This is a genomic window from Promicromonospora aerolata (assembly GCF_042682255.1).
Lineage (GTDB): Bacteria > Actinomycetota > Actinomycetes > Actinomycetales > Cellulomonadaceae > Promicromonospora > Promicromonospora aerolata.
Genome location: NZ_JBHUHF010000001.1, coordinates 500651 through 518555 on the forward strand (window position 1 = coordinate 500651; position 17905 = coordinate 518555).

A 17905-nucleotide genomic window follows, 5' to 3' on the forward strand; every position below is an offset into this window, starting at 1 on the left:
TGACCGGACATCCACCGATCGGTGGGCCCGGCGGCTGCTCCGCCCCGCCCTGCTCCGGGCGACGCTGGATGCATGAGCACACCGGCCGCGCCCCGCCTGGCGTACGTGGACAACCTCCGTCTCTGGCTGACCGTTCTCGTGGTGCTGCACCACGCGGCCGTCGTCTACAGCCCCCTGCCCGTGTGGCCGTATCACGAACCGGGCCGCGGCCCGACGTCGGCCCTGCTCCTCCTGTTCCTCGTCCTGAACCAGATGTGGTTCATGAGCGCGTTCTTCGCGATCTCGGGCCTGTTCGCACCGGGGTCGGTCGACCGCAAGGGTGCGCGAGCGTTCTCCCTGGACCGGATGCGTCGTCTGGGGATCCCGCTGCTGGCGTTCCTGGTCGTGCTGAACCCGCTGATGAACCTGCACGACTACCCGCCGGCCGGCGCTGGGACGTCGCCCCTGCAGTGGTGGGTGGACGTGGCCACCCCGCAGTACATGTGGTTCGTCGAGACCCTCCTGGTCATGTCTCTCCTCTACGTTGGGTGGCGGCACCTGCGCCGGGCCAGGCCCCCGGTCCCCGTCGTCGGGCAGGGACTGCCCCGGACGAGCACGGTCCTTGCCGTCGCGGCGGGCCTGACCACCGTGGTCTGGCTGTGGCGCATCCTGGTGCCGACCGAGACCACCTGGCCCGTCGTGGGCCTGCCCACGCCCGACCACCTGCCGCTGTACGTGACGTTCTTCTGGCTCGGCACGCTGGCCCTGCGCCGAGGCTGGCTGGACGCGCTCACGGTGCGGGTCGCCTGGACGGGTGCTGCCGCCGCCGTGGCCGGCGTCGCGGTGTATCTGGCGGTGGTGATCACCTCACCGGATACCTTCGCCGGCGGCGGGTCCTGGCAGTCGCTGGTGGTCGCCGCCGCGACCGTCGCCATGGCGCTCGGTCTGACCGCCGCTGCGCTCGTCCTGTTCCGCACCTGGTTCGCGGCGCAAGGTCCACCGCTGCGCTTCCTTGCCGACAACGCCTACGCCGTGTACTTCGTCCACGGGCCCGTGGTCGTGCTGCTCGCGCTGGTCCTCGCCCCGGTCGACGCGCCCGCCGTCGCGAAGTTCGCCCTGCTCGCGGTCACGGCGCTCCCTGCGTGCTGGGCCGCGGCACGAGGGCTACGCGCCATCCCCGGCGCGCGCCGGGTGCTCTGACGCCGCCGCCTGTCACGATGTACCACGACGGGAAGGAGAGCGGTCCGGTGGACGACGACGTGACACCCCGACTCTGGTCCGTGCGCCAGTGGCGCGCCGACCTGCGCGGGCCGGACATCTGGCTGCGGTTCGAGGCGTTCCTGGTGGCCCTGCCCTGGATCCTGCTCCTCGTCCCCCTCCTCCTCAGCCTCGCGGTGCCGGCCCAGGGGGCTGTCGGCCCGGCAGACCGGATGGTGCAGCTCGCGCTGGTCGTGCTGGCCGGCGGGTGGATCCTCGTCGGCCACACGAGGCACGACCCGCTCGCCCGCGGCCGGGTGGCGACCGTCGTCTACCTGGCCGGCCTGCTGGCCCTCTCGGCGGTGCTCGCGACGCTCGACGACTACTTCGTCATCTTCGTGATCGCCGGGTTCTTCCACGCCTACTACCTGGCACACCCGCGCTCGTGGTCGGCGGTCACCGCAGGGGTGCTCGCCACGTCGCTCGTCATCAACCTCGTGACGATCAGCCCGGAACCGACGCTCCGGTCGATCGGCATCCTCGTCCTCGTCGTCGCGGTGCAGACCGTCGCGATCTCGGGCGGCTACGTGCTCTCCGTCCGGGGCATGGAGCAGCAGCGCGAGCAGCAGCGCTCGGTCGCCCGCCTGGAGGCGGCGCTCGCGGAGAACGAGCGGCTGCACACTCGGCTCGTGGAGCACGCACGCGAGGTGGGGGTAGCGGACGAGCGACGTCGCCTGGCCGGGGAGATCCACGACACGCTGGCGCAGGGCCTGACCGGGATCGTCACCCAGGTGCAGGCCGCGCAGCGCGTGTGGCACGACCCCGACCGGGCGCGCCCGCACGTCGACCGGGCTCTCGACCTGGCACGGGACTCGCTGGCTGAGGCACGGCGCTCCGTGCGTTCGATGCACCCGGGCGAGCTCGTGGGTTCCCGGCTGCCGGAGGCGCTGGCCGACCTGTCGCAGCGCTGGGCGGCGGACCACGGTGTGGTCTGCTCCTGCGACGTCACGGGTGCCGCGGTCCCGCTCGCACCTGCCGCGGAGGTGGCGCTCTTCCGTGCGGCTCAAGAGTCCCTGACCAACGTGGCCCGGCACGCGGCCGCGAGCCGGGTAGGAGTGACGCTCAGCTATCTGGACGACACGGTCCTGCTGGACGTCCGGGACGACGGCTCGGGCTTCTCGCCGGAGGCGGTGGCACCGGCCTTCGGTCTGACGACGATGCGGGAGCGGCTCGCCGGCGTCGGCGGGGCCCTCGTCGTGGAGAGCTCGCCCGGTGAGGGGACGGCGATCAGCGCGAGCGTCTCGGCAGGCAGTGCCGCCCTGGCGGGAGCCGTCGGCTCGACCGGGCTGCTCCGCCCATGAACGGGCCCGACGCCGCCGAGCCTCCCATCCGGCTCCTGATCGCCGATGACCATCCCGTGGTGCGCAACGGGTTGCGTGGCGCGTTCGCGGACGACCCCGGCATCACCGTGGTCGGCGAGGCGTCCGACGGGCGCCAGGCCGTCGCGCGGGCGGTGCGCGGCGACGTCGACGTGGTGCTGATGGACCTCCGGATGCCGGTGCTGGACGGGGTCGAGGCGACGGCGCAGCTGCGCGAGCGAGCGCCGGACGTCCGGGTCCTGGTCCTCACCACGTTCGACGGCGAGACGGACGTGCTGCCCGCCGTCGCGGCGGGCGCGACCGGGTACCTGCTCAAGGACGCCGGTACGGACGAGCTCGCCGCTGCGGTCCGGGCCGCGCGGCGGGGCGAGGCGGTGCTCGCCCCGGCGGCGGCGGGCCATCTCATGGGCCAGGTACGCCGTCCGGCGCCCCCGGTCCTGACCGCGCGCGAGCTCGAGGTCCTCGCCCTGGTGGCTGGCGGCACGTCCAACCGCGAGGCCGCGCGCAGCCTGTTCATCAGCGAGGCGAGCGTCAAGACGCACCTCCTGCACGTCTACGGAAAGCTCGGGGTGCGCGACCGCGCGGCCGCCGTCGGCGAGGCGTACCGGCGTGGACTTCTCCCGGCCACGCCGCCCTGAGGTGCGGTGTGATCCAGACCACCAGCCGCTACGCTGACCCCATGAGCGGAGCCACGCATGACTACGCCGTCACGGTGCGGTGGACCGGCGCGGGGGACACGGGGACGTCGTCGTACGCCGCGTTCTCGCGGGACCACGAGATCGACCTGCCGCACAAGCCGCCCCTGCTCGGGTCCTCGGACCCGGCCTTCCGGGGCGACCCGACGCGGAACAGCCCGGAAGAGCTGTTCGTCGCGAGCCTGAGCCAGTGCCACATGCTGTGGTTCCTGCACCTCGCGGCAGAGTCCGGCCTGATCGTGCGCGAGTACTGCGATTCCGCGACGGGCACCATGCGGGTCGAGGCGCGCGGCGAGGGAGCGTTCACCGACGTGACGCTGCACCCGAAGGTCGTGGTGGACCCGGGCGAGCTCGCGACGGACGAGCACGTCGCCGCCCTGCACCACAAGGCGCACGCCATGTGCTTCATCGCGCGGTCGGTGAACTTCCCGGTGCACTGCTCGCCCACGCCCCTCGCACTCTCCTCCTGACCTACCACGGGACCGGCCGCGGCCGGTCCCGTGGTGTCAGTGGCAGCGCATAGGTTGGGGACATGGCGGATCCAGCTACCTATCGACCCAAGGCGGGAGAGGTCCCGACGTCGCCCGGTGTCTACCGGTTCCGTGACGAGCACGGCCGGGTCATCTACGTGGGCAAGGCGAAGAACCTGCGGCAGCGTCTGGCGAACTACTTCCAGGACGTCGCCAACCTGCACGAGCGCACCCGGCGGATGGTGACGACGGCGGCGTCGGTCGAGTGGACGGTGGTGGGCACGGAGGTCGAGGCGCTCGCCCTCGAGTTCACCTGGATCCAGCAGTACGACCCGCGGTTCAACGTGAAGTACCGGGACGACAAGTCGTACCCGTACCTCGCCGTGACGCTGGGGGAGGAGGTGCCGCGCGCCCAGGTCATGCGCGGGGCGAAGCGCAAGGGCACACGCTACTTCGGCCCGTACGGGCATGCCTGGGCCATCCGGGAGACCCTCGACCTGCTGCTGCGGGTCTTCCCGATCCGGACGTGCTCGGCCGGCGTCTACAAACGGGCCGGCCAGTCGGGCCGGCCGTGCCTGCTCGGGTACATCGACAAGTGCTCGGCGCCGTGCGTGGGGCGCATCAGCGTCGACGACCACCGGGCACTCGTCCTGGACTTCTGCGACTTCATGGCGGGCGACACCGCCAAGTTCGAGCGCCGGCTGACGAAGCGCATGCAGGAGGCGGCCGCCGAGATGGAGTACGAGCAGGCGGCCCGCCTGCGGGACGACATCGAGGCCCTGCGGCGGGCCACGGAGAAGAACGCGGTGGTGCTCGGCGATGCCACGGACGCTGACGTGTTCGCCCTGGTGGGCGACGAGCTCGAGGCTGCCGTCCAGGTGTTCCACGTCCGCGGGGGACGCATCCGCGGCCAGCGCGGCTGGATCGTCGAGAAGGTCGAGGACGTCACCGACGGCGAGCTCGTGGAGCACCTGCTGCAGCAGGTGTACGGCGCCGCCGAGGAGGTGGACGGGCCGGAGGCCCGCGACGCGGTGCCGCGCGAGGTCCTCGTTCCGGTGCTGCCGCCCGACCTGGAGCAGGTCGGCGCGTGGCTCTCCGGCCTGCGGGGCGCACGGGTGGACGTGCGCGTGCCGCAGCGCGGCGACAAGAAGGAGCTCGCGGCCACCGTCCGCAAGAACGCCGAGCACGCGCTCATGGTGCACCGCACGCGCCGCGCGGGTGACCTCACGACGCGCAGCCAGGCCCTGGCGGAGATCCAGGAGGCGCTCGACCTGGAGTCCGCGCCCCTGCGTATCGAGTGCTACGACATCTCGCACACGCAGGGCACCTACCAGTCGGCGTCGATGGTGGTCTTCGAGGACGGTCTGCCGCGCAAGAGCGAGTACCGCTCGTTCAGCATCCGGGGTCGGACGGCGACGGCGCCCGCGACGACACGGAGGCCATGCACGAGGTCATCACGCGGCGCTTCAAGCGTTACCTGGCCGACCGGCTCAGGTCCAACGACGTCGAGATGGCCGCGGAGCTGTCCGGCGGCGAGGTGGACGCCGACGCACCGGAGGAGAAGCCGCGGTTCGCCTACCCGCCCAGCCTCGTCGTGGTGGACGGCGGACCGCCGCAGGTCGCCGCCGCCAAGCAGGCGCTGGACGAGCTCGGCATCACCGACGTCGCGCTCTGCGGCCTCGCCAAGCGACTGGAGGAGGTGTGGGTGCCGGGCGACGACTACCCGGTGATCCTGCAGCGCTCCAGCGAGGGTCTGTACCTGCTCCAGCGCGTCCGCGACGAGGCGCACCGGTTCGCCATCACGCAGCACCGCAGGCGGCGCAGCAAGGGCATGACCGCCTCCGTGCTGGACGACGTGCCGGGGCTCGGCCCGGCCCGTAAGAAGATGCTGCTGACCCACTTCGGCTCGGTCAAGCGCCTCAAGGCCGCGAGCGTCGAGGAGATCGCCAGCGTGCGCGGTATGGGGGACAAGACGGCGGAGGCCGTGGTGGCAGCTCTGAAGGGCTGACGCTGGCATGCTTGGCCCCATGAGCAACACCGAGCCGTCACCCACCACCGCACCCGACGGGATCGCCGAGGTGGAGGCCGCAGCGCCCCGCCCCCGAGCACAGCGAACCGCAGGTCCTGGTGATCACCGGAATGTCCGGCGCCGGCCGGTCGCGTGCGGCCGCCGTGCTGGAGACCTCGACTGGTACGTGGTCGACAACCTGCCGCCGATGATGCTGGTGCCCCTGGTCGACCTCATGGCCAAGGGGTCGAGCATCGAGCGCGTCGCCGTCGTCGTGGACGTGCGCGGCCGGGAGTTCTTCTCGGAGCTGGACAAGGTGCTCGTGCACATGACGGAGGCCGGGGTGGCCTACCGGATCCTGTTCCTGGACGCGAGCGACGAGGTACTCGTGCGCCGGTTCGAGCAGGTCCGCCGGCCCCACCCGCTGCAGGGCGAGGGCCGCATCCTCGACGGCATCGCGGAGGAGCGGTCCGTGGTCGCGACCCTGGCCGCACGGGCCGACCTGCGGATAGACACGTCGGGACTGTCGGTGCACGACCTCGCCCGGGAGATCCGGGGGTGGCTCGCGCACGACATCAACGAGGTGCTGCGGGTGAACGTCATCTCGTTCGGCTTCAAGTACGGCATCCCCCTGGACGCCGACCACGTGGTGGACGTACGGTTCCTGGCCAACCCGTACTGGATCACCGAGCTCCGGCACCTGACGGGACGGGACCAGCCGGTGCGCGACTACGTGCTCGCGCGGCCGGGCGCCGTCGAGTTCATCGACCGCTACGTCGACGCCCTGGCTCCGGTGCTCGCCGGCTATCTCAACGAGGAGAAGCGCTACGTGACCATCGCCGTGGGATGCACGGGAGGCAAGCACCGCTCCGTCGCCATCTCCGAAGCCATCGCCGAACGACTCCGCGCCCGGGGCCAGCTCGTCTCCGTCTCGGCGCGTGATCTGGGCCGCGAATGATCCCCCACGCACCGGGGGTGCCCGACATCCCCGCACCGGAGTGGAGCAAGAACCCCTCGGTCGTCGCCCTGGGCGGAGGCCACGGCCTGTCCGCCAGCCTGTCCGCGCTGCGCCTCATGTCCGACCGCCTCACGGCGGTCGTGACCGTCGCCGACGACGGCGGCTCCTCCGGGCGCCTGCGCGAGGAGCTCGACGTGCTGCCGCCCGGCGACCTGCGGATGGCGCTGGCGGCCCTGTGCGACGACTCCGAGTGGGGCCGCACCTGGAGCGCGATGCTGCAGCACCGCTTCTCGTCGTCGGGCGAGCTGGACAACCACGCGATGGGCAACCTGCTGATCGTGGCCCTGTGGGAGCTGCTCGGCGACGAGGTGGAGGGCCTCGACTGGGTGGGCCGGCTGCTCGGCGCCCGTGGCCGGGTGCTGCCGATGGCGTCGGTGCCGCTGGTGGTCGAGGCCGACGTGCGGCACGCCGCGGCACCGGGGCGCCCGAACCCGCACTGGAGACGGTGGTCGGGCAGAGCAGGGTGGCCGTCACGGAGGGCCGGATCGAACAGCTGCGGCTGCTGCCCGCCGACCCGCCCGCCTCCCCGGAGGCGGTGCAGGCGGTGCTCGACGCCGACTGGGTCGTGCTCGGGCCGGGCTCCTGGTACTCGTCGGTGCTGGTCCACCTGCTCGTGCCGGCGCTCGCCGACGCGCTGCACAGCACGAAGGCGCGCCGCTGCGTGACGCTCAACCTGTCGGCCGAGAACGGGGAGACGGCGGGCCTCACCGCCGTCGACCACCTGGAGGCCCTGCACAAGCACGCGCCGGGGCTGCGGATCGATGCCGTGCTCGCCGACCCGTCAGCCGTCGAGGACGTCACGGGTCTGGAGGCCGCGGCGGCGTCCATGGGCGCTCGCGTGATCATGCGTCAGGTCCGGCGGGGCGACGACACCGCCCGGCACGACGGGCTGCGGCTGGCGGCCGCCTACCGGGACGTGTTCGAGGGGGTCTACGGGGACGTCTGACCGGCCCTCAGGCGACACGCCGGGACAATTCGCCCGAGTGTCCGCGATTCCACCCGGTTGTCTTCCGCGTGACCATGGCAGTATGACGCCATGGCGCTCACGGGACAGGTCAAGGAGGAGCTCGCGCGGGTGCGGGTGGCGAAGACGTCCTGCCGTAAGGCAGAGGTCTCGGCGACACTGCGGTTCTCCGGCGGTCTCCACATCATCTCCGGCCGGGTAGTGATCGAGGCGGAGCTCGACACGGAGTCGGCGGCGACCCGGTTGCGGCATGCCATCCACGACCTGTACGGGCACACGAGCGAGCTCATCGTGGTGCAGGCGGGCGGCCTGCGGAAGAGCTCGCGGTTCGTGGTGCGGGTCGTACGGGAGGGCGAGTCGCTCGCCCGTCAGACCGGCCTGCTCGACCCGCGCGGCCGGCCCGTGCGCGGCCTCGCTCCCCGAGGTCGTGTCGGCGGGGGTGCAGGAGGCCGAGGCCGTATGGCGCGGCGCGTTCCTGGCGCACGGCTCCCTGACGGAGCCGGGCCGGTCCATGGCGCTCGAGGTGACCAGCCCCGGGCCGGAGGCAGCGCTCGCGCTCGTGGGCGCCGCACGCCGTCTGGGCGTGGCGGCCAAGTCCCGGGAGGTGCGCGGCATCGACCGCGTGGTGATCCGGGACGGTGACTCCATCGGGCGCATGCTGGAGCGGATCGGCGCACCGGAGACCCTCAAGGTCTGGGAGGAGCGCCGCGAGCGCCGCGAGGTGCGCGGCACCGCGAACCGCCTGGCGAACTTCGACGACGCGAACCTGCGACGGTCCGCCCGGGCCGCCGTGGCTGCGGGGCCCGCGTCCAGCGGGCGTTCGAGATCCTCGGCGACGAGCTGCCCGACCACCTGCGCCAGGCCGGTGAGCTGCGCCTCGCGCACAAGCAGGCCTCGCTCGAGGAGCTGGGCCGCCTGGCCGAGCCGCAGCTGTCCAAGGATGCCGTGGCCGGCCGGATCCGCCGCCTGCTGTCCACGGCGGACAAGCGCGCCCTCGAGCTGGGCATCCCCGACACCGAGGCCGGGCTGCCGGCCGACCTGCTCGATCTCTGAGCCTCGACCCCCGAGCCTCGACCCCCGACCCTGAGCCTTGACCGCATGATCCGTCTTGTGAGAACGAACAGAACCCTGAGTTCCACGCTGTCTCGCCTCGGTCACGGTTCGGCCGGGTTCGGGTATAGGCTCGAAATCGTCAGGTGACGACGCCGTGACCATCGCGTTTCCCGTACGGGTCGTCGCGAGGTCGCGGTGCGCGGACTACCCGGCAACGCACTGCGCCGTCGACCATCGACGCCAGTGGCGACAGATACAAGGAAACGTGTGCGCCGGGACGGCCGGCGCCCCCTGAGGAGGGCATTGTGACCATCCGCGTCGGCATCAACGGCTTCGGCCGTATCGGCAGGAACTTCTACCGGGCTCTCGTCGAGTCGGGTGCAGACATCGAGGTCGTGGGCGTCAACGACCTGACCGACAACAAGACCCTCGCGCACCTGCTCAAGTACGACACGGTGCTGGGCCGCCTCGGCAAGACCGTCGACTTCGACGACGAGAACATCATCGTGGACGGCAAGAAGATCCGCGCGCTCGCCGAGCGCGACCCCGCGAACCTCCCCTGGGGCGAGCTGGGCGCGGACATCGTCATCGAGTCCACGGGCTTCTTCACGGACGCCACCAAGGCGAAGGCGCACATCGACGCCGGCGCCAAGAAGGTCATCATCTCGGCCCCGGCCAAGAACGAGGACGCCACCTTCGTGATGGGCGTCAACAACGAGCTGTACGACCCGGCGGCGCACCACATCATCTCGAACGCGTCGTGCACCACGAACTGCCTGGCCCCGCTGGCCAAGGCGCTGAACGACTCGATCGGCATCGAGCGTGGCCTCATGACCACGATCCACGCCTACACGGGTGACCAGAACCTGCAGGACGGCCCGCACAAGGACCTGCGCCGCGCCCGTGCGGCCGCGCAGAACATCGTCCCCACCACGACGGGTGCCGCCAAGGCCGTCGCGCTGGTGCTCCCGGAGCTCAAGGGCAAGCTGGACGGCTACGCCCTGCGCGTGCCGGTGATCACCGGCTCGGCCACGGACCTCACGTTCGAGGCGCCGCGCGACGTGACGATCGAAGAGGTCAACGCGGCGGTCAAGGCTGCCGCCGAGGGCCCGCTCAAGGGCGTGCTGGAGTACGTCGAGGACGACATCGTCTCCTCGGACATCGTGACCAACCCGCACCAGAGCATCTACGACGCGAAGCTCACCAAGGTGATCGGCAACCAGGTCAAGGTCGTCTCCTGGTACGACAACGAGTGGGGCTACTCGAACAGCCTCGTCAACCTCACCGTGTTCGTCGGCGAGAAGTTCTGACGGCTTTTCTCCCAGCGTGATCCCCGACGTCCGCGTGCGCACCGGCCAGCCGACGCACGCGGACGTCGTCATGTCACGGCCCCTGCCGGTACCTTCGACCTGGAGTGCTCCCATGAAGACCATCGACTCCCTCGGCGACCTGCGCGGCAAGCGCGTCCTGGTCCGCTCAGACTTCAACGTGCCGCTGTCCGACGATGACGGCACGACCGTCATCACCGACGACGGCCGCATCCGTGCCGCCCTGCCGACGCTGCAGCGGCTGGCCGACGCCGGCGCGCGCGTCGTCGTGCTGGCGCACCTCGGCCGCCCCAAGGGCACGCCGGACCCGCAGTACTCCCTCGCGCCCGTCGCGGCCCGCCTGGGCGAGCTGCTGGGCCAGGACGTGGCCCTCGCCGAGGACCTCGTCGGTGCGTCGGCACAGGCGACCGTCGAGGCCCTGGCGGACGGCCAGGTCGCCCTCCTGGAGAACGTCCGGTTCGACGCGCGCGAGACCTCGAAGGTCGACGCGGAGCGGGCCGAGCTCGCCGGTGAGCTGGCCCAGCTCGCGGACGCGTTCGTCTCGGACGGCTTCGGCGTGGTGCACCGCAAGCAGGCGTCGGTGTACGACATCGCGCAGGTGCTGCCCGCCGCAGCCGGCGATCTGGTGCTGAACGAGGTCGAGTCGCTGTCGAAGGCCACCGGAGACCCCGAGCGCCCCTACGCCGTCGTGCTCGGCGGTTCCAAGGTCTCGGACAAGCTGGGCGTCATCGCCAACCTCCTGACCAAGGCGGACCGCCTGCTCATCGGCGGCGGCATGGTGTTCACGTTCCTCAAGGCGCAGGGCCACGCGGTGGGCAGCTCGCTGCTCGAGGACGACCAGGTCGAGACCGTGCGGGGCTACATCGCCTCGGCGCAGGAGAACGGCGTCGAGATCGTCCTGCCGGTCGACATCGTCGCCGCCGACTCGTTCGCCGCCGACGCGCCCCACCAGGTCGTGGCCGCGGACGCGATCCCGGACGGCACGATGGGCCTCGACATCGGCCCCGAGTCGGGCAAGCTGTTCGCCGAGAAGCTGGCCGACGCGAAGACCATCGCGTGGAACGGCCCGATGGGCGTCTTCGAGTTCGAGGCGTTCGCCGCGGGCACCACGGCAGTGGCGCAGGGCATCATCGACGCGACGGCCGACGGCGCGTTCTCCATCGTGGGTGGCGGTGACTCGGCAGCGGCCGTGCGCGCGCTCGGCTTCGACGAGGCCGGGTTCAGCCACATCTCGACCGGCGGTGGCGCGAGCCTCGAGCTGCTGGAGGGCAAGGAGCTCCCCGGCCTCACCGTCCTGGCCGACTGAGCCGCAGGCTCAGGCGGCAGACAAGCGCCGGCTGACCGGCTCCCCTCGTACCCCTCAACGAAGGAAGAAACACGTGGCAACCACTCGCACGCCCCTGATGGCGGGCAACTGGAAGATGAACCTCGACCACCAGCAGGCGATCAGCACGGTGCAGAAGCTGTCCTGGTCCCTCAAGGACGCCAAGCACGACTACACGGCGGTCGAGGTGGCGGTGCTGCCGCCGTTCACCGACCTGCGGTCGGTGCAGACGCTGGTGGACGGCGACAAGCTGGAGCTCGTCTACGGCGCCCAGGACGTCTCGAAGCACGAGTCGGGCGCGTACACCGGTGAGGTCTCCGGCGCGATGCTCGAGAAGCTCGGCTGCACCTACGTGGTGATCGGGCACTCGGAGCGTCGTGAGCACCACGCCGAGTCCGACGCCCTGATCAACGACAAGGTGCGGGCTGCGTTCGCGCACGGCCTCACGCCCATCCTGTGCGTCGGCGAGGGCCTGGAGGTCCGCAAGGCCGGCGACCAGGTCGCGCACACGCTCGCGCAGGTCGAGGCCGCGCTGGCCGGCGTGCCGGCCGAGCAGGTGGCGAACGTCGTCGTCGCCTACGAGCCCGTGTGGGCCATCGGCACCGGCGAGGTCGCCACCCCGGAGGACGCGCAGGAGGTCTGCGGTGCGATCCGCCGGGTGCTCGGCGAGCTGTACGACACGGCCGTCGCCGACGGCGTGCGCGTGCTCTACGGCGGCTCCGTGAAGTCGGGCAACGTCGCGCAGATCATGGCGCAGCCCGACGTCGACGGGGCGCTCGTCGGCGGGGCGAGCCTGGACCCGGAGGAGTTCGCGAAGATCGCGCGCTACCAGTCCCACGTGACCGCCTGATCCAGCACCACCGGTCAGTCCTCCAGGTCACCCGCGTGACCCGGAGGTCTGACACCGGTCCTGGACGAGCCCGCCGGCTCGTCCAGGACCACAGTGCTGATTCCCCCAGATATCGCCTGACCGAGACCGTCCCGCAACCTGTCTGAGGTACTCTCGCTCGGGCGTGATGTTCCTGGTGCGACTCCTGTTGAGGACCCCATGAGGTTCTGAATGAGGCCCTGAACTGGGGGTTCGCACTGTGAGGTACGTCTCGCTTACTCTTGACCGATCCGCCGCCGGGAGACGCCCGGCACACCTACAACCGAGGACGTGAACCCGTGGACGCGCTCCGCATCACTCTGGAAGTACTGCTGGTCCTGACCAGTGGCTTCCTCACCATGCTCATCCTGCTCCACAAGGGCAAGGGTGGCGGACTGTCCGACATGTTTGGTGGCGGTATCTCGATGGGCGCCGGTTCCTCCGGCGTGGCCGAGCGGAACCTCAATCGCATCACCATCGCCTTCGCCCTCGTGTGGACCGTGGTGATCGTCCTGCTCGGGCTCATCCAGAAGGTCAGCTGACCCGGTCGCCAAGCGCCTAGCAGCTGACGGCCACAGACAGAGGGGACGACAGACGTGGCATCAGGCGGTCATGCGATTCGGGGGAGCCGGGTAGGCGCCGGCCCTCTCGGGGAGACGGAGCGGGGCGACACAGCGCCGCGCATCCGAGTTTCTTACTGGTGTGCCAACGGGCACGAGACAGCACCGACCTTCTCGGTGGGCGAGGACGTGGAGGCCCCCACGCAGTGGGACTGTCCGCGCTGTGGCTTCCCCGCGGGGATGGATCCGGTCAATCCGCCGGCTCCAGTACGGAACGAGCCGTACAAGACGCACCTCGCCTACGTGAAGGAACGCCGTTCCGACGAGGACGGTGCCGCCCTCCTGGAGGAGGCGCTGGAGGCGCTGCGCATCCGTCGCGGTGGGCGCATAGCACGCTAAGTCTTTTACGCGGCGAGGTAGAACCGTAGCGAAACAGAACTGGAGCGGGACGCCACCCTGATCGGTGGTCCCGCTCCAGTTCTGTCTCGTCCGGCTCCTACCTCGCCGCGGTTCTGCCTCGGCTCTACCTCGGGGAAGGGCCGCCTGCGGCTTCCGCGTCCAGCAGCCACAGCGTGCGCGCCTGCCCGACGGCGCCCGCCGCGGGCACCTCCGTCACCGGGCCGTCGGCCAGCGCGGCGGCCACCTGCTCCGCCTTCTCGGCGCCCGCCGCGACGATCCACACCTCGCGGGCGGACCGGATCGCGTCGAAGGTGAGCGAGACCCGCTCCGGCGGCGGCTTGGGCGAGCCGTGCACGCCCGTCGTCGCCCCCTGCGCGGCCAGACCGTCGTGGCCGGGGAACAGGGAGGCGACGTGCCCGTCCGGGCCCATGCCGAGCAGCAGGACGTCGAACGCGGGGACCGCGAGGCCCTCCGGTTCGTCGTCCTGCCCGCCTGCGTGCGCACGCAGGAGCGCCGCGTACGCCGCTGCGCCCTCCTCGGGCGTCGCCACCGACGTCGGCCCCGGCATGGGGTGGACGTTGGCCTCGGGGAGGCCGTGCTCGGCGACCAGGCCGTCGAGCAGAGCCGTGCGCGCCTGGGTCTCGTTCCGGTCGGGGTCGCCGTCCGGCAGGAACCGTTCGTCGCCCCACCACAGATGGACGCTCGACCAGTCCACGGCCGGCACGAGCGGGCTTCCGGCCACGGCGGCGAGCGTCGCGATACCGACCGAGCCGCCCGTGAGCACCACGTGCACGGGGGAGCGGACCGACTGCACGTCCAGCACCCGTGTGAGCAGCCGTGCGGCCGCGGCCTGCGCGAGCACCTGCTTGTCGGGGTGCACGACGACGAGCCGCACCCCCGGTGTCGCGTCGGTCGAGCGACCCATCAGGCGGCCGTCCGCGTGGTGACCTGGTCGAGCCCCCGGATGAGGGCCTCCTCGAAGGTCTCGTCCGGGTCGAGCCGGCGCAGCTCCTCGATCAGGGCCTCGTTCAGTGCCCGGATCGGCAGGGCGATCCGGCGGGCGGGCTTGCCCGGCTGGGTGATCGTGACGGTGCGGCCGTCCGGCCGGTCGAGCACGATCGGACCGCTCTTGCGCTCCAGGGTCACGCGCGTGATCGCGTCGTCGCTGCTGGTGCGCACCACCTCGGCCGGGCAGTGCAGGCGTGCGCCGAGCCAGGCGGCGAGCAGGTCGAGCGACGTGTGCCGCTTCTGCCCCTCCACCGTCACCGACAGCACGGGCTCGTAGGGCGGCTGCTCGATGGCGGCCGCGATGAGCGCCCGCCACAGGGTCACGCGTGCCCAGGCGAGGTCGGTGTCGCCGGGAGCGTAGGTCCCGGCGAGGTTGCCCAGCATGTCGACCGGGTTCTTCGCGACGGTGCTGTCGATGATCCGGCGGGCGGCCATGGCGCCCACCGGGTCCTGCGACGGCACCTCCGGCGCCTCGCGCGGCCACCAGGCCACGATCGGCGCGTCGGGCAGCAGGAGCGGCATCACGAGGGTGTCGGTCCGTTCCAGGAGCGGGCCGAAGGCGCGCAGGACCACCACCTCGGAGGCGCCGGCGTCACCACCCACGCGAATCTGGGCGTCCAGGCGGCCGTCGGCCCCGCGCTCGGCGGGCGCGACGACGATGACCCGGCACGGGTGCTCCCGGCTCGCGTCGTTGGCGGCCTCGACGGACTCCTCGACGTCCCGCTCGTCGGCGAGCACCACGAGCGTGAGCACGCGGCCGAGGGCCACGGCACCCCCCTCGTCGCGCAACCGCACGAGACGCTTGTTGACGTCGTTGGACGTGGTATCGGGCATGTCAATGATCATCGGGCCGTCCTCACCTTCGGCTGGTGCAGCCATGTCGCCAACCGCGCCACTAGGGTCGCCTCCAGGTCCTGCCGTCGCGCTCCATCATGGCGTCCGCCGACGGCGGGCCCCAGGTGCCCGACGCGTACGGCTCGGGCTTCCCCTTGCGCGCCCAGAAGGACGTGATCGGGTCGAGGATCTTCCAGGAGAGCTCGACCTCCTCACGGGTCGGGAAGAGCGGCGGGTCGCCGAGCAGCACGTCGAGGATGAGCCGCTCGTAGGCCTCTGGGGAGGACTCGGTGAACGAGTGCCCGTACCCGAAGTCCATGGTCACGTCGCGCACCTGCATGGCGGTGCCCGGCACCTTGGCGCCGAACCGCATGGTGACGCCCTCGTCGGGCTGCACCCGGATGACCAGCGCGTTGTTGCCGAGCTCGGACGTCAGCGACGACTCGAACGGCAGGTGCGGTGCCTTCTTGAACACCACGGCCACCTCGGTGACGCGACGTCCCAGGCGCTTGCCGTGGCGCAGGTAGAACGGCACACCGGCCCAGCGACGGTTGTCGACGTCGACCCGGACCGCCGCGAAGGTCTCCGTGGCGGAGTCCTTCGCGATGCCGTCCTCGTCGAGGAAGCCCGGCACCTCGGCGCCGCCCTGCCACCCCGCCTCGTACTGGCCGCGGGCCGTGTGCTTGTCGAGGTCGTCCGGCAGGCGGACCGACGAGAGCACCTTGATCTTCTCGGCACGCAGCTCGGCGGCGTCGAAGTTGACGGGCTCCTCCATGGCCACCAGCGCCAGGAGCTGGATCAGGTGGTTCTGGATGACGTCGCGTGCGGCGCCGATCCCGTCGTAGTACCCGGCACGGCCGCCGATGCCGATGTCCTCGGCCATCGTGATCTGCACGTGGTCCACGTAGTTCGAGTTCCAGATGGGCTCGAACATCGTGTTCGCGAAGCGCAGCGCCAGGAGGTTCTGGACGGTCTCCTTGCCCAGGTAGTGGTCGATCCGGAAGACCGACTCGGGCTCGAAGACCTCCGACACCACCGCGTCGAGCTCCTTGGCGCTGGCGAGGTCGTGCCCGAACGGCTTCTCGATGACCACGCGGCGCCAGGCGAAGCCGTCCCGAGGGTCCTCGTCCGGCTTGGAGAGGCCGTGCTCGGCGAGCTGCCGGCACACCACGGGGAACGCCGCCGGCGGCACCGACAGGTAGAACGCGTGGTTGCCGCCGGTGCCCCGCTCCTTGTCCAGGGTCTCGACGGTCTCCCGAAGACGCTCGAACGCGTCGTCGTCGTCGAACGAGCCCTGGACGAACCGGATGCCCTCGGCGAGCTGGCGCCACGTCGCCTCCCGGAAGGGAGTACGCGCGTGCTCCTTGACGGCGTCGTGCACCACCTGCGCGAAGTCCTGGTCCGCCCACTCGCGCCGGGCGAAGCCCGTCAGGGCGAAGCCCGGCGGGAGGAGGCCACGGTTGGCGAGGTCGTAGACCGCCGGCATGAGCTTCTTGCGCGACAGGTCGCCCGTCACGCCGAAGATCACCAGACCGCTGGGCCCGGCGATGCGCGGCAGTCGGAGATCGAGAGGGTCGCGCAGGGGGTTGACCCCCTGCGCGATCTTTGCCGGCCTCACCGGGTGCCGGCCCCTGCACCGGCACCGTCGAGGCCGGCCTTGGTGGTCGCCAACAGCTCGTCCCAGCTGACCTCGAACTTCGTCACGCCCTCGTCCTCCAGCTGCGCCGTCACCTCGTCCATGGAGATGCCCTGCGCCTCGACGGCGGCGATGACCTCGGCGGCCTGCGCGCCCGAACCGGTGACGGTGTCGGCGAGCACGATGCCGTGGTCGGCGAACGCTTCCAGCGTCTTCTCGGGCATCGTGTTGACCACACCGGACACCACGAGCTCGTCCACGTACATGGTGTCGCGGTAGCTGGGGTCCTTCACGCCGGTCGACGCCCACAGCGGGCGCTGCGGCTGGGCACCGGCCGCCTGCAGCGCGGCCCAGCGCCCTGTGCCATCAGTGGCGAAGACGTCTTCGTACGCCGCGTAGGCCAGGCGGGCGTTCGCGATGGCGGCCTGGCCGCGCAGCGCGAGAGCCTCCTCCGTGCCGACCGCCTTGAGGCGCTTGTCGACCTCGGCGTCCACGCGGGACACGAAGAACGACGCCACCGAACCGATCACGGACAGGTCGTGGCCCGCCTCCTTGGCCTGCTCCAGGCCGGTCAGGAAGGCGTCCATCACCTCCCGGTAGCGCTCGATGGAGAAGATCAGCGTGACGTTCACGCTGATGCCCTTGGCCAGCGTGGACGTGATCGCGGGCAGGCCCTCGGCGGTCGCCGGGATCTTGATCATCACGTTGGGGCGGTCGACGGTCTCCCACAGCCGGACGGCCATGGCCTTCGTGGCCGCGGTGTCCCGGGCCAGGCGGGGGTCCACCTCGATGGACACACGCCCGTCGACGGCGGACGTGGCGTCGTAGACGGGACGCAGCAGGTCCGCCGCGTCCCGGACGTCGTCCGTGGTGATGCGCTCCACCGCGGCCTCGACGTCCCCGCCGTTCGGCGGCCCGGCGAGCTCGGCCAGCGTGTCGTCGTAGGCGTCGCCCTCCGCGAGTGCGGCGGCGAAGATCGTCGGGTTGGTCGTGACCCCGACGATGTTCCTGGTGCTGATGAGCTCGGCGAGGTTGCCGGTGCGCAGGCGTTCACGGGACAGGTCGTCCAGCCAGATGGCGACACCCGCCTCGGACAGCCGTTGGGTGGGACTGACGTTCTCGCCTGAGCTGTCTGTCGTGCTGTCGGTCATCGTGCCCTTCCTCTCGTGTCCGTGTGCTTCTTCA

14 protein-coding genes and 3 pseudogenes are annotated in these 17905 nt (G+C 71.3%); 13 read left to right on the top strand and 4 right to left on the bottom strand.

Going from position 1 to position 17905, the window contains the following annotated elements; translation table 11 throughout:
* Window positions 1–72: 72 nt before the first annotated feature.
* The 13 genes and pseudogenes from ACFSL2_RS02240 (at window position 73) to ACFSL2_RS02300 (ending at window position 13242) form a co-directional block, all read left to right on the top strand.
* Window positions 73–1179 (top strand): acyltransferase family protein, encoded by a 1107-nt coding sequence (locus tag ACFSL2_RS02240; protein ID WP_377196268.1) that lies wholly within the window; start codon window positions 73–75, stop codon window positions 1177–1179.
* Between the two features lie 47 nt (window positions 1180–1226).
* Complete coding sequence (locus tag ACFSL2_RS02245) at window positions 1227–2537, top strand: sensor histidine kinase (protein WP_377196269.1); 1311 nt, start codon at window positions 1227–1229, stop codon at window positions 2535–2537.
* Window positions 2534–3193 carry a response regulator gene (locus ACFSL2_RS02250; protein WP_377196270.1) on the top strand — a complete coding sequence of 220 codons (660 nt, stop codon included), beginning with the start codon at window positions 2534–2536 and terminating at the stop codon, window positions 3191–3193. Before ACFSL2_RS02245 ends, ACFSL2_RS02250 begins: the two co-directional genes overlap by 4 nt.
* A gap of 41 nt (window positions 3194–3234) precedes the next feature.
* A complete protein-coding gene (locus tag ACFSL2_RS02255; RefSeq protein WP_377196271.1) occupies window positions 3235–3720 on the top strand; it encodes an OsmC family protein in 486 nt (161 codons plus the stop codon).
* A 62-nt stretch (window positions 3721–3782) separates the two neighbouring features.
* Window positions 3783–5728, top strand: a pseudogene (gene uvrC, locus ACFSL2_RS02260) (excinuclease ABC subunit UvrC).
* Between the two features lie 19 nt (window positions 5729–5747).
* Window positions 5748–6686, top strand: a complete 939-nt coding sequence (rapZ, locus tag ACFSL2_RS02265; protein WP_377196272.1) for an RNase adapter RapZ — start codon at window positions 5748–5750, stop codon at window positions 6684–6686.
* Window positions 6683–7692, top strand: a pseudogene (locus tag ACFSL2_RS02270) (gluconeogenesis factor YvcK family protein). The gene rapZ and the pseudogene ACFSL2_RS02270 overlap by 4 nt, the downstream one beginning before the upstream one ends.
* Before the next feature lie 90 nt (window positions 7693–7782).
* Window positions 7783–8763, top strand: a pseudogene (gene whiA / locus ACFSL2_RS02275) (DNA-binding protein WhiA).
* Window positions 8764–9068: 305 nt separating this feature from the next.
* Window positions 9069–10073: a type I glyceraldehyde-3-phosphate dehydrogenase gene (gene gap, locus ACFSL2_RS02280; protein WP_377196273.1), complete on the top strand. Its 1005-nt coding sequence runs from the start codon at window positions 9069–9071 to the stop codon at window positions 10071–10073.
* A 112-nt stretch (window positions 10074–10185) separates the two neighbouring features.
* Window positions 10186–11397, top strand: a complete 1212-nt coding sequence (locus ACFSL2_RS02285; protein ID WP_377196274.1) for a phosphoglycerate kinase — start codon at window positions 10186–10188, stop codon at window positions 11395–11397.
* Between the two features lie 97 nt (window positions 11398–11494).
* Window positions 11495–12265, top strand: coding sequence for a triose-phosphate isomerase (gene tpiA / locus ACFSL2_RS02290; RefSeq protein WP_377200754.1), 771 nt, complete (start codon window positions 11495–11497; stop codon window positions 12263–12265).
* Between the two features lie 317 nt (window positions 12266–12582).
* Complete coding sequence (gene secG / locus ACFSL2_RS02295; protein WP_377196275.1) at window positions 12583–12825, top strand: preprotein translocase subunit SecG; 243 nt, start codon at window positions 12583–12585, stop codon at window positions 12823–12825.
* Window positions 12826–12879: 54 nt separating this feature from the next.
* Complete coding sequence (locus ACFSL2_RS02300; RefSeq protein ID WP_377196276.1) at window positions 12880–13242, top strand: RNA polymerase-binding protein RbpA; 363 nt, start codon at window positions 12880–12882, stop codon at window positions 13240–13242.
* A gap of 124 nt (window positions 13243–13366) precedes the next feature.
* On the opposite strand, the gene pgl is transcribed toward ACFSL2_RS02300, so the two are convergent.
* From pgl to tal, 4 genes are read right to left on the bottom strand one after another with little or no spacing between them, the layout of a single operon-like run.
* On the bottom strand, window positions 13367–14167 hold the full coding sequence (gene pgl / locus ACFSL2_RS02305; protein WP_377196277.1) for a 6-phosphogluconolactonase: 801 nt from the start codon (window positions 14165–14167) through the stop codon (window positions 13367–13369).
* Window positions 14167–15096: a glucose-6-phosphate dehydrogenase assembly protein OpcA gene (gene opcA, locus ACFSL2_RS02310; protein ID WP_377196278.1), complete on the bottom strand. Its 930-nt coding sequence runs from the start codon at window positions 15094–15096 to the stop codon at window positions 14167–14169. Before opcA ends, pgl begins: the two co-directional genes overlap by 1 nt.
* 49 nt (window positions 15097–15145) lie before the next feature.
* Window positions 15146–16702: a glucose-6-phosphate dehydrogenase gene (gene zwf, locus ACFSL2_RS02315; protein WP_377196279.1), complete on the bottom strand. Its 1557-nt coding sequence runs from the start codon at window positions 16700–16702 to the stop codon at window positions 15146–15148.
* Complete coding sequence (gene tal / locus ACFSL2_RS02320) at window positions 16699–17871, bottom strand: transaldolase (protein WP_377196280.1); 1173 nt, start codon at window positions 17869–17871, stop codon at window positions 16699–16701. Before tal ends, zwf begins: the two co-directional genes overlap by 4 nt.
* Window positions 17872–17905 lie beyond the last annotated feature (34 nt).